At 69.9% G+C, this 12,124-nt stretch carries 12 protein-coding genes; 3 read left to right on the top strand and 9 right to left on the bottom strand.

From position 1 onward, the window contains the following. Positions 1-77 precede the first annotated feature (77 nt). From JIX55_RS28360 to JIX55_RS28320, 9 genes are all read right to left on the bottom strand, one after another. Positions 78-584: a hypothetical protein gene (locus JIX55_RS28360; RefSeq protein WP_257566082.1), complete on the bottom strand. Its 507-nt coding sequence runs from the start codon at positions 582-584 to the stop codon at positions 78-80. Positions 585-648: 64 nt separating this feature from the next. Next, positions 649-1,455 (bottom strand): hypothetical protein, encoded by an 807-nt coding sequence (locus tag JIX55_RS28355; protein ID WP_257566081.1) that lies wholly within the window; start codon positions 1,453-1,455, stop codon positions 649-651. Between the two features lie 104 nt (positions 1,456-1,559). Next, complete coding sequence (locus JIX55_RS28350) at positions 1,560-3,290, bottom strand: type IV secretory system conjugative DNA transfer family protein (protein WP_257566080.1); 1,731 nt, start codon at positions 3,288-3,290, stop codon at positions 1,560-1,562. Positions 3,291-3,349: 59 nt separating this feature from the next. Further along, positions 3,350-4,750 (bottom strand): hypothetical protein, encoded by a 1,401-nt coding sequence (locus JIX55_RS28345; RefSeq protein ID WP_257566079.1) that lies wholly within the window; start codon positions 4,748-4,750, stop codon positions 3,350-3,352. A gap of 66 nt (positions 4,751-4,816) precedes the next feature. Next, on the bottom strand, positions 4,817-6,916 hold the full coding sequence (locus tag JIX55_RS28340) for a peptidoglycan DD-metalloendopeptidase family protein (RefSeq protein WP_257566078.1): 2,100 nt from the start codon (positions 6,914-6,916) through the stop codon (positions 4,817-4,819). A gap of 7 nt (positions 6,917-6,923) precedes the next feature. Next, positions 6,924-7,595, bottom strand: a complete 672-nt coding sequence (locus JIX55_RS28335) for a hypothetical protein (RefSeq protein ID WP_257566077.1) — start codon at positions 7,593-7,595, stop codon at positions 6,924-6,926. Positions 7,596-7,786: 191 nt separating this feature from the next. Beyond that, positions 7,787-8,101 carry a YbjQ family protein gene (locus JIX55_RS28330; protein ID WP_257566076.1) on the bottom strand — a complete coding sequence of 105 codons (315 nt, stop codon included), beginning with the start codon at positions 8,099-8,101 and terminating at the stop codon, positions 7,787-7,789. A gap of 31 nt (positions 8,102-8,132) precedes the next feature. Beyond that, a complete protein-coding gene (locus JIX55_RS28325) occupies positions 8,133-8,495 on the bottom strand; it encodes a DUF4913 domain-containing protein (RefSeq protein WP_257566075.1) in 363 nt (120 codons plus the stop codon). 170 nt (positions 8,496-8,665) lie between these two features. After that, positions 8,666-9,214: a hypothetical protein gene (locus JIX55_RS28320; protein WP_257566074.1), complete on the bottom strand. Its 549-nt coding sequence runs from the start codon at positions 9,212-9,214 to the stop codon at positions 8,666-8,668. A 322-nt stretch (positions 9,215-9,536) separates the two neighbouring features. Between JIX55_RS28320 and JIX55_RS28315 the strand changes: the two genes are divergently transcribed. From JIX55_RS28315 to JIX55_RS28305, 3 genes are read left to right on the top strand one after another with little or no spacing between them, the layout of a single operon-like run. Beyond that, the gene (locus JIX55_RS28315) at positions 9,537-11,228 is read left to right on the top strand and encodes a conjugal transfer protein (RefSeq protein ID WP_257566073.1); all 1,692 of its coding nucleotides are present in this window, start codon (positions 9,537-9,539) and stop codon (positions 11,226-11,228) included. 54 nt (positions 11,229-11,282) lie between these two features. Continuing rightward, positions 11,283-11,564: a TrbC/VirB2 family protein gene (locus JIX55_RS28310; protein WP_257566072.1), complete on the top strand. Its 282-nt coding sequence runs from the start codon at positions 11,283-11,285 to the stop codon at positions 11,562-11,564. Between the two features lie 41 nt (positions 11,565-11,605). Continuing rightward, a complete protein-coding gene (locus tag JIX55_RS28305) occupies positions 11,606-12,088 on the top strand; it encodes a hypothetical protein (protein ID WP_257566071.1) in 483 nt (160 codons plus the stop codon). The last annotated feature ends 36 nt before the right edge of the window (positions 12,089-12,124 follow it).

Genomic DNA, 12,124 nt, shown 5'->3' with positions numbered 1-12,124 from the left:
GGAGTTCTGGACTCGGGAACTCGGGAGTTCGGAGGGCGGGGTCGCGGAGGGGCACCGGCCCACGGCCCACGGGCGGCTCAGCCCTCGGTCGCCCACTTCCGCAGCAGGGCCTCCCGCTGCTCGCGTCGTGGGGTGCCCTCGGTGGCGTGGGCGCGGCCCCAGCGCGCGAGGGTGTCGACCTCCGCCGTACCCGCCACCAGGCGCTCCAGCAGGGCGACGGAGAGGTCGTACTCGGACTGGACGTAGCCGCCGAGGGCCGCGGCCGACTGTGCGTTCAGTTCGACGGTCCTGTCAGCGGTCTCGAGGTGCACCTCGAACGCGGCCGCGGCCTCACCGCCGCCGACGACGGCGTTGGTGACGAGGTCGACGGCCGTGGTGGCGAGCAGTCGGGCGCTGGACCGGATCCGCACGTACCGCACGGCGATCGACCGGATCTCCGACCAGCCCCACACCGCGCTCTGGCCCGTCCCGAGCCCTTCCACCCAGTCCCGCGTCAGCCGCACCCCATCCCCGTACCCCTCCGGCTCCGCCCCGACGTACACGCCACCGTCCTCGGCGATCCAGAACAGTCCGACCATGGCCATGAGCGCCTCCCCGACAGCGACGTACGCGTTTCCCCTGGTGAGACGTCATCCCGCGCCGGATGGTTCAGCGGCCCAGGGCCCTCCGCAGAGTCACCCCGTGACGGACGCGCAGTCGCCGTACCTCCCACACGGACAGGGCCGTCACGGTCAGCGGGCCGCCGAGGAGGAAGGAGTAGATCACCGCGGGCGGGGCCGCCACATCCGGGGTGTCGGAGAAGCTGAGGGCGAAGAGCGACCAGACCAGCAGGGGAGAGAGGAGGGCGGGCAGCAGTTCGTGGACGTCGGCGGTGCGGAAGCAGGAGTTCAGAGCCATGAAGGTGACCAGCAGCGTGGTGAAGACGGAGATGAGCAGGACGAGGACGCTGGCGATGGCTCCCACGACCAAAAGCGCCAACATGGCCAGGCCGGTGATCGCCACGCCGGCCGTCTCACCGAAGAGCCCGAACGTGAGATCGAACCGACCGATGTCGGCCTCGGAGATGATCTCGCCGCGCAGGGCCAGGACCGTGAGCCAGCACAGTCCGATTCCGAGGGCGATGATCCCGATCACGGTCAACGGCCCGACGAGACGTCGTAGGTACACACCCCCCAGCGGTGAGCGCGCCGCGAGGATGAAGAGCGTGATCCCGAGGGCCCCGGCGCCCAGCAGGATGGCGCACCCCACCGCCAGGTTCTCCAGCTTGTCCAGGACGAACTCCTGACGTCCCTTCCGCAGCGGGTAGGCCATCACCAGCCACACACTGGCCAGCAGCCCCAGCACCGTACGGCCGCGCTGGAGCCAGGTGATGACCGGGTCCCTGATGAGGTCGGGCCGGTTGGGAACGGTCAACGCCGCCGCCCCACCGACCAGGATGCCCACGACCTCACCCACTCATGGCCTCCTTCCGCTTCGCATGTGTCTGCTCTTTCCTCTCTTTCCTCCCGGCTCGTCACCCCTGGCCTTCGGTCCGCGCCAGGTGGCGTCGCGACCGCCGTTCAGCGCGCCCCGGGGTCGTACTTCTTCAGGGACGCCTGGACCTCCTGGGCGTACGGCCCCTCCCACCACGGGACGGTCTCGACGAGGACCGGCTTGGTGCCGGAGGCGAGGACGAGGGCGCGGCCCGGGGGCATGGCGCCGAGGTCGGAGACGCCGAGGACGCGTTGCCGGCTGACGGACTCGCTGACGGTGCGGTTGCCGCTCCAGCCGCCGAACTCCGACTCACGGCTCGCCTGGTACTCGCGCTGGTCGTACTCGCCCGCCAGCTCGCTGAGGTCACCGAGGAACCGGGTGTCGGAGACACCGCCGCCGTAGACCCGGATGTTCGCGGCGGACCACAGCTTCTCCATGCCGCGCTCGCCCCACACCTCGATGCCCTGGGCCCAGGACTGGAGGATGGTCATGAGGATGATGCCGCGCGAGCCGTAGTGGGAGTACAGGTCGGGCAGGGTGCGCCAGCGGCAGACGTTGGCGGCCTCGTCGAGGACGCCGACGAGGGGGAGCGCGAGGCGGCCGCCGCGCTGGGTGGTGGCGTACTCCTCGGCCGCCTCGACGACGGCGACGGTGAGCGCGGTGACGAGCGGTCCGGCGGAGTCCCGGCCCTCGCGGGAGAGGGAGTACAGGGTGCCGCCGGTACGGACGAACGCGTGCGGGTCGAACTCGGGCGCGTTCGGGTCGGCGGGCGGCGTCACCCAGCGGTTGACCTCCGGGTTGATCAGGCAGGACGCCATCTGCTGGGCGACGCCGTAGATGCCGCTGCGCTGCTTGTCGGGGGCGGTGAGGACCCCGTTGAGGCCGTCGGCGGCCATGGTGTGCCCGGAGCCGCGCAGAATCCGCTCCGGGGTGTCGTCCTTGGGGTTGGACAGCCAGGTGTAGATCTGCGTGATGGGCATCTTGCCGCTGGCGGCGGCGAGCAGCAGGTTGGCGAGGAGGTCCTGGCCGGCCGGGTCGAAGAAGGCGTCGGTGGAGGCGTTGGCGTCGCGCGAGCCGGAGGCGAAGTGGTCGGCCATCTTGCGGGCCTTGGCCACGTCGGTGACGTACGACAGCGGGTTCCACCACCAGCTCGGCGTCTCGGCGGCGACCTGCTGCGGGTCGAAGACCCACACGGGTCCGCGCGCGGAGCGGGGACCGCGGGTGGAGTCCACGATGTCCCGCTTGTTGGAGGTGACGAGGACGGCACCGGGCCCGTCGAGGATGGCGGGGACCGCCCGTCGGGTCGTCTTGCCGGTACGCGGACCCCAGATGTCGACGTGCATGTCCTCGTACGAACCGAACAGCGGCTGCCGCCCCTTGACGGACCGTCCGATGAAGACACCGGGCGTCCGGGCCTTCACCCCGAGCCGCTCGGCGGTGGCCGCCGCGCCCTTCATGGTGAGCTTGCCGAGCTCCTCACCCTTGGCGAGGTGCTGCGCCGCCCCGTCCACCTTGGGCTTCTTCTTGAACCGCTGGACCACCCGGTACACGGCGGTGCCCAGGATGCCGAGCAGTACCGCCTCCCCGGCGGCCACGGCACTGGCCGGGGACCCCGGCCAGCTGTAGTCGCCCTTGACCATGTCGACGACGAACGTCAGCGGATTCGACGCCGGCGCCGGCGCGTCCGCGAACGGCGCGCCGACCTTCGCCGCCAGCCATGCCCCGACGACCCCCAGGAGCACGATCGCGACCACGATGACGATCTCGATCGTCCAGTCGTCCTCGGCGCGGGGCTTCTTCTGCTGTTCTGCGGTCACCCGCGGGTCCGTCCTTTCTGAGGGTGGTGGCTGGGGGCTGAGCTGGGTGGAACGACCGGTCAGGCCTTCTCGGCCTCGAAGGCGAAGAAGCCGTCGGTGGTCTGGACGAGCGTGTAGCCGTCGCTGGTGAACTCCTCGGGGATCTCCATTCCGTCGGGGATCATGTCGAGCAGTTCCTTGCTGCCGACGGCCAGGGTCGCGTCCTCGCTCTCGTCGAGCGTCGCGTACAGGACACCCCCGGGGGTGATCATCATCGGGTCGATGTCCTTGTCGTCCGCCGCCTGTCGCCACAGCTCGGCGCCGGTCTGGGTGTTCCAGGCCAGCGCGCCTTCACCGAAGTTGGCGACTGCCGTCTTGCCGTCGGGCGAAACGACGATCTTGGCCATGTCCGTTGCGGCCAAGGTGACCGTGACGGCCGGTCCCACGGCCACGGTGCGTCCGGTCGGCAGGTCGACCGTGGTGATCAGTTCGTCGCCCTTGCCCAGCGGTGACCAGATGAGCGTCGCCTGGTCGCCCTGGAGGGGGAAGAGGTGCCTGTCTCCGTCCTCGAAGTCCCCGTCCATTTCGCTCAGTTCGTCGGGCGGGGTGAGGTCGTCCCCCGTCTTCCAGACGCTCTTGCCCGTGGTCCGGTCGATCAGTCGCAGGGGGGTGTAGATCCCGTGGTCGTTGTCGACGTAGCCCTGGCCGGTACCGAAGATGTCCTTGTCGGCCAGGTAGCTGTCGAGTACGAGATCCTCGCCGCCGCCGATCGGGGCGAAGGTACTCCCGTCGGGCATCTTCACGTGCCCCCGGACCACCGGCAGGTCGCTGTTCTCCTCACCGGTGAGGGCCGAACTGCCCAACTCGGCGCCACTGGCGTCGTACATGGTGTAGACGGTCTTGACGGTGGCCGCCTTCAGGCCGCTCGCCTCCGTGTTCTCGCAGGTGCGGATCAGAACGGCCGGGGAACCGTCCTTCCACTCGCCCACCTGGACGTGCGCGCGGGGCTCCGGGGCGGTGCCCCCGGTGGGGTCGTAGTCGCACTTCACCGTGAAGGTCTTGCGCTCCTCGCCGGTCGCCGCGTCGTAGAGGTGGGCGACGAAGTGCGCCGTCTGCGTCTCCGTCTCGGACTCGTCGACCGGGGCACTCAGGTCCTGGGCCAGGAGGAAGGCATCCCCCACCTGGCAGACGCCGTCCCTTTCGGTCCCGGCGATCCGATGTTCGCTGTCGAAGGTGGCCTCACCGGCGCAGACGTTTTCCTCGCCGTCCTTCTTGGCCAGGCTCCAGGCCGGCTTCGCCGCCAGTCCCGGAATCGCCCCGCCCTTGTAGACGGGCCGACCGGCCGCCGTGGCTGACGCGGACGACTTCGGGCTCCCGGTGGCCTTCGTACCGGTCTCGGCGTCCGAGTCGCCACCACCACAGCCGGTCACGAGTCCCAGGGACAGGACGGTCCCGATGACGAGACCAGAGCGAATCTTCATCAACTTCCTTGCTTCGTACAGGATGAGGGGATCGGAGGGCGGAAGTCTCGGGCCCGCCCCAAGCCCTTATGCCTCGGCCTTGCCGTCGCCCTCAACCGCGTTCGTGCCCGCCGGGATCGGCACGCGGTAGACGCCGGTGATCTTGTCCTGGACGTCCCAGGTGCTGAAGGAGACGTTCTTGCCCGGGCGCGGGGCGTGGATGATCTTCTTGCTCTTGGGGTCCCAGACGATGCCCACGTGCCCGGACAGTCCGTCGCCCTCCGGCCGGAAGAAGATCAGGTCGCCGGGCTGTGCCTCGGAGAGCTGCACCTCGTACTTCTCCAGGCGGGGCTCCTGCACATGAGTGGTGCCGCCGATGTCGAGCTTGCCGCCGCTGGCCATGTAGTACGCCCACTGCGTGAAGCTGGAGCAGTCGAAACTGGTCGGGTTCTGGCCCTGCAGCCGCGGCGCGCCGTACACGTACGGGACACCGATGCCTCGCTGCGCCCAGCCGAGGACCGCACGGATCACCGGGTCGTCGGAGTCGGGGAGGACACCGGAGACGCCAGCGCCGTCGGGGGCGACGGCCTCGCCGCTACCGCCCTTCGCGCAGTCGGCGTACTCGGCGTCACGGGACTTGTCGTCGGAGTCGGAGCCGGGAACCGTGCCGTAGTCGGGCTTGGCCGTGACCCGGCCCGCCATCCACTGCGCGGGGTCGACCATGCCGGGGCCCTGGTCCTGGCCGCCGACGAACGGGTTGTCGACACCCGGGACGAGGACCTCCCAGTGCAGGTGGGGGCCGGTGACGTTGCCGGACGCGCCGACCGTGCCGATCTGGTCACCGCGCTTGACGGAATCGCCGACGGACACATTGAACGAGGTCTGGTGGGCGTAGAGCGTGATGACGCCGTCCGCGTGCCGCAGCTTCGTCATGTTCCCGTACGCCCCGCCGGGGCCCGCGGCGACGACCTTGCCGTCCGCCGGGGCGTAGATCGGGGTGCCGCTGCGAGCCACCAGGTCGAGGCCGGTGTGGTAGCCGAGGCTCCACATGCCGCCGCTCTTGTGGTACTCCGTGCCCATCACGTAGGTGCCCCGCTTCATGGGCCACTGCCAGTCCTTGCCGGTGGTGGTGGGCGGCTTGGCGTCGGGGAAGGACACCGGCGTCACGCTCGTGCCGCTCGTGACCGTGTACGCGGCCGGCGCCATGGCGGAGACGACCTCCTCGCTCTCGCCTTCCAGCGGCGGGGTCGACCACGACCGGGCCGAGGTCGCGGCGATGCTGAGGGCCCGGGCGGGCTGGGCGTCGTTGCCGACCGGCTCCGGGATGTCCGACTGCTTGCCCAGGGTGGGGAAGTCGGGGTTCTTCTCGACGGTTTCCTTCAGGTGGACGTACCAGCGCTTGATGAGGTCGTCGTCGCCGGTGAGCGCACCCCGGTAGCGGGCGGCCTGGGTGAGGACCACGCGCGGGTAGATGGTGTTGGAGGCCGTCGAACCGGAGTAGATCTGCAGCGCCTTGAAGGGTTGGGTCTCCGCCTTCTTGGCGTGCAGGAAGTTGGCCGCGGCGTAGGCCGCGTCGTCGATGTTGTACAGGTCCTTCTTGCCGTCGCCGTTGCCGTCGTCGCCGTAGTCCGTCCAGGCCGGCTTGCCGAACTGCAGGATGCCCATGTAGCCGAGGGAGTTGGCACCGCCGGGCGCGGCCGACGGATCCTGGCCGTACTTGGTCTCCTGGTACATCTGCCCGGCGATCATCGTCCAGTCGAGGCCGTCGTAGCGGGCGGCGGCGCGCATCGAGGCGAGGATCATCTTCGGAGGGATCTCGTTGCGCGCGGTCTCGCTCGGCATGTACATCTTGCCGGCCGGCATGACCGGGTTGGTGGCCGCGGCGTCGCCGGTGTTACCGGCTTCGGCGTTGTCGGCGTAGTCGCCGCAGGCGGCGTTCGTGGCACCGTTGCCGACGCCCCCGATCATGCTGCCGACGAGCAGCAGGGCGAGACAGATACCCGCTATGGCGAGGCCTCCGCCGCCGCTGAGGAAGATCCACCACTTGAGGGCACTCTTCTTCTTGCCCCCGCCGCCGCCTCCACCTTTCGAGCCGCCGGCACTAGCGGCCAATTGACCAGCCGCCTTGGCGGCCTTGGCGACCTTCGCGGCTTTCGCTGCGGCCGCCAGTACGGCAGGTGCCACCATGGCAGGCTCACTCCCCCGATTCGTCGGAGGAGCCGACGTCGCCGAGGCCGAAGATGTCGAACCCGGAGACCACCCACTTGCCACCGTCCTCCTGGACGGTCACGAGCCATTCGTTGGACTCCGTCGTCGACTGCCCGCCCGCGGTGACCGTGGAGGTCGCCTTGACCAGGCTGGAGATCGTACGGCCGCTGTCGCGCACCAGGTCGTCGGAGATCACCGCGTCACGTACGACCACGGCCGTGCCCTTGGACTCGCACTGCTCCGCCTCGCAGGTCGCCCACGTCTTGCCCGAGGGCAACACGGTCGTCTGCTTCATCCGGGTGTCGCCGGTGGTGAGTTCGAGCAGCGGGGGAACCCAGGTGACCGCGCTGCTCTTGTAGTCGTAGGTGTTGATGCCGGCCATGTACTTCGCCATGACCTCGTGTGCCTCGGCCACTTCGGTGAGCGCGACGATGGGAGTCGCGTCGGCGTCGCCCGGCTCGTTCGAGCCGGAGTCCGCGTCCGCCCCGCCGGATCCCGCCTTCCCGTCGGCGGTGGCGGTCGATGCCGCGTTCCCGCCGCTTGCGTCCTCGTCATCTCCGTCGAAAACGATGAACACCGTCAGCGCGACGGCCAGCAGAGCGCCGAGCACCGCCAGAGCCAGCAGTGCCGTGCGCTTGTTCTCGGCAGGCAACTCCACGGTTCCCGCGTCTCCCTTGTGCTGGCCGGTACGGCGGTCGAGCGCTGACCGGGACACGGTAGGGGGAGGTGGGGGGTGGGAAGCGGGAGGAATTCCCGTCGAGGAAAGGGACTGGGACGGCGGCGGGAAAACGCGGGAAACCTCGGCGCGGGGCCTACTCTCCGCGGACCGCTGTCACCAAGGGTGCGGCGTTACTCCTCCTCAGCCTGTTCGGCCCACTTCACGGCGGTGCCGTATGCGACGAACGAGGCAGGAATGGTGGGTACCGAACAGATCGAAACCCCCAGGACCCCGTCGGCACCGCGTGCACGCGCGTAGGCTTGCATGCTCACGACCGCCTCGATCGCGCTCAACTGCTGCCCGCCGACAGCCAGACCGAGAGCGGTATGCGGATGGGGCGGCGCGTCGAGGGTCGCCGAGTAGAAGCCGGTGTGGGCCGAATACGCCTCTTTCAGCTGCTGCTCGCGCAATTGCCGTTCCTTCTTCTCCGCACGGGTCGGGCTCACGGCACGGTCCTCTCGTATATGTCCATGGGCATCACATCGGCCTCGGATCCACCGGCAGCGGATCGAACGGGTACGCCGTGTGCCCGTCCTTGGGTGAACAGGCCGCGAACGGGCCTGAGTCGGCGTCCATCAGCACCCGCAGATGCGGGTCGGCGTGGTGCAGCCACCACGTGGACATGCCGAGCGCCGGGTCCTGGCGCAGGTGTTCCCAGGCCAGCCAGAGTGCGGAGAGGCGGGCGCCGGCCTCGGGGTGCTCCCACCACTGGGGGCACCAGGTCGCCGACGAGCCGTTGATACGGCGGCGGACCATCTGGGCGAGGTAGTCGGAGACGAAGAGATAGACGTCCGCGAAGTAGAACTCCGGCTCCTCGGCGTCGGCTTCGGTACCGGTCATCGTTCCACTCCTGAGGGCTGTTGTCCGAGGGCCGGAGGTTGCGGAAGGGTCAGTGCGGCGGCCGGGTTGAGAACTCCGTGGCCGAGCGGAGTGGGGCCACGACGGGCGCTAGGGCGGATCACGGGGCGTACGTCGACGCCGGGCAGGAATTCGTTTTCCGTGCTCAGCGATCAGGACAGGACGATACCGAGCAGCAACAGCACCACGACGATCGCGCCCATCACGATCCGCGCCGTCGGATCCTCGCGTTCCCACAGGTCGTGGACGAGGGCCCAGCCGGTCAACCGCGCGGCACGGCCGCCATGGAGACCGCCGGGCTGGCCCTGCTCGTCCTCGTCGGTGGCCTCACCGTTCGCCGGGAGCGTCCCGGGCTCGGGGTCGGAGTTGCGGTCGTGGTCGGGGTCGGCGTCGAAACCGACCGGCAGGCCCTGCTGTTCCTGGGCCACCAGAACCATCTGCTCGAGGAGTTCGGGAATCGTGTTGGGGGTGAGGGGATAAGCGAAGGTGCCGTACGGCGTCTCGACGCACAGCCGCGCCTGCCAGGGGTTGCCGGGCTCATAGCCGTCGACCCAGGCATGGTCGGCCTGGAAGACCTGGGGCACCGGTACGGCGGTGGGAGCAGGGGCGGGTGCCTGCTGGACCGGTGGGGCCTGCTGGGGAACGTCCCAGGTGCGCGGGTCGGGCTGCGGCTGCTGCGGGTGCCCGTTGGGGTCGGTCAACTGTCGTCCTTCGCCGGGTCCGTCGGGTCCAGGTGGTGTCGGGGGCGTCATGCGTACGGCCGACGCCCAGCGCATTGTGGGCCCAGTGCGGGTCGGGACCGCCAAACGGGTTCCCGGCGTGTTCCTGACACTTTTCCCGGACACTTTCCCGACCTCCGCCCGCATGGGAATTCCCTCTCTCCCGGCGAGGAAAGTGACAGCGGTGGGGTCACAGGTCTTTGTCACACTGCCTGCGCACCTGGCTGGGCCAGGGCCCGTCGTGCGGTGCGGTCGTGACCCGCCCAGGCGGACGGGGAACCGACTCGCTGGAGTAACCGACTCGATGACAGACCACAACAGCCCTGCTGGCGCGGTCGGCGGAGGCCAGCCTTCCGGCCAGCCCGGGTCCTTCGGTCCTCCCCAACAGCCGACGTGGCAGGCGCAGGGCCACGGGCACCAGCCTCCTTCCCCGCATCAAGCCCAGCCCCCTGCCCCGCAGCCCTCCCACCCCCAGCCGCAGCAGCTCCCCTCCGACGCGGCCCGCGCCCAGGTCGCCGCCGCCTGGGTGCGCAACACGCCCCAGGCCGGGCAGGCCGCCGTACCGGCGCTGCCGCCGCGTGAAACGCGCCCCGCGAGCGAGTCGAAGAAGGAGAAGCGCGAGCGGGAGCGGGCGGCCCGCAAGGCCGCGTACGAGCAGAAGAAGGCGGCGAAGGAGCAGCGCAAGAAGGGCGGCGCGACGGCGGCCCCCGCTGCGGCTGCGACGGCCACAGCTACCCCTCCTGCGACCTCGGCCGTCGCTCACGCGCCCCAGGCACCCGCCGCCGGCAACCAGACCCTCACCCTTGGAACCCGCTCCGGCACCCCGGCCGCTCCCACCCCGGCCACCACCACAGGAGCCGCTTCGGCCCCGGCCGCCGCCAGGCCCCACCCAGCCCGCAACTTCGACGTCCCCAAGCCCGGCGGCCGGGCCCCCGCCGGGGGCCGTCGTACCCATGTCGCGCTGCGAGCCACCTTGCTGATCACCACGTGTGTGTTCGCGCTGGGCTCGTGCGGTGTGATGGGGCTGGTGGTCGGCGCATCGTCGGGTTCCGTCACGGCAGGTCTCGACGCCGACGACGCGGCCAAGTACCGCCTCACCGAGTTCCCGACGCGGCAGGCGGCGACCTTCGCCGAGCAGTACGCGCTGCTGTGCATGACGTACTCGCCGGAGACGGAAGCGGACCGCCGCACGAACCTGGCCCGCTACGCCTCCTCCGGCGTCGACTCCGAGTGCGGCTGGAGCGGCGAGGGATCCAGCACCGCCCTGTCCGCCGTCTGGGACGGCACCCTCGAAGAGCTTCCGGAGTACGGCGACCGCGGCCGCTACCTCGGGATCCAGGTCCGAAGCGACGACGGCTCCCTGACCACGCTCACCGTGCCCGTGTACGTGAAGGATCTCGCGACGGGCGAAGGCATGCGCGTCGCCGGCAACGTCGGCCAGATGCCGCTGCCCGCCCGCGCGGACGTGCCCGAGATCAGCCAGGACGACGTCGTCGACGACAACCTCGCGGCGCAGCTCCAGGAGAAGGTGCTGCCGGGTTACTTCGAGGCATGGGGCGCGTCGGACTCCACCGCCATGGCCCGCTTCGCCGCCCCCGGCGCCACCCAGGTGGCCACCGCCGGCCTGGCCGGCCGGCTGACGGACCCGACGATCGACGATGTGGTCGCGCTGGTGCCCAAGAGTCTCCAGGGCACCGACTCGTACACCTACGGCAATGGCCAGGCCGTGCAGCTCCGCGTGAGCGTCACCTGGGGTGATCCCAAGGGCGCGACCGTGAGCCGCGCGTACCGGATGACCGTCGTGAACACGGCGCAGGGCTGGTTCATCAAGGACATCCGCGGCGGTGTGCTGGACGCGGAGGGCGGCCGGGCCGACTCCGACGAGGCAGCCGTGCCCGAGGAGGACAGCGACGCACCGTCGGCGTCCTCCTCCGGCTCGGCGTCCCCCTCCGCCACATCCCAGCCGTCCGGAGACGACAAGCCCCAGAAGCCCTGACCGCCGACGCCCCCACCCTTATGACTCGCTTTTCCCCACCCGAGAGGAACCACCATGTACCTGGCCGCCGACGGCGACGGAACCAACAAGATGAAGGACATGTTCGGTGAGGTGCAGAGCATCCTCACCAGCGCCGGCACGCTGGTCGCCGTCATCGCCCTTCTCGTCCTCGGCATCCGCATGCTGATGTCGATGAAGCGGGGCGACGGTATGCGTGAGGCCTTCCAGGGCTTCGGCATGATCGCACTCGCCGCTCTGGTCATCGGTGGTGCCAGCGGCCTCGCCGGCCTGCTCATCTCGCTCGGGGACCAGATCGGCAACGGCAACGGCAGCTGACGAAACGTCACTATTGCTGCTAACAGAGGGAGTTGGGCACGATGACGCAGGAGGCGCCCGAGCCGCTTGTCGCCTACGACCACACCGATCTGGTCAACCGGCCGAAGCGGATCTGGAACTGGGGCAACATTCCCCTTCCGGGTCTGCTGCTGCCGGCGCTGGGTGCGGCCTTCGGCTTCGGGCTGGTGTGGCTCATCGCGCTGTTCACCCTCTCCGCGTTCCTCCCCTTCCTCGGCATGTCGATGCTCACGTCGGTTCTCTACTTCGGGCCGCCGTTCGCCGTCTACTTCGTCTGGGGCCGACCGCTGCCCTCGGCGCTCACGCTGAGCCAGCAGCTGGTGGTGTGGACCGACTGGTGGTTCCAGCCCAAGCGGCTGCAAGGGCTCTCCGCCGACCAGGAGCCGGAGGAACTGCACTGGCAGGTCATCCTCTGGAACCCCGGAGCACCGCGCTGGCAGGCACGCTACGAAGACGCCCGCAGGGCCGCCGCCGAACGCGGTACGGCCTTTTCGGCACCCCGCTGAACAGGCCAGTTCACCCGCTGACCCACCCCCGTACCA

The sequence above is a fragment of the Streptomyces sp. DSM 40750 genome, assembly GCF_024612035.1.
Classification (GTDB): Bacteria; Actinomycetota; Actinomycetes; order Streptomycetales; family Streptomycetaceae; genus Streptomyces.
This window is presented reverse-complemented; position numbering and strand designations above follow the sequence as displayed.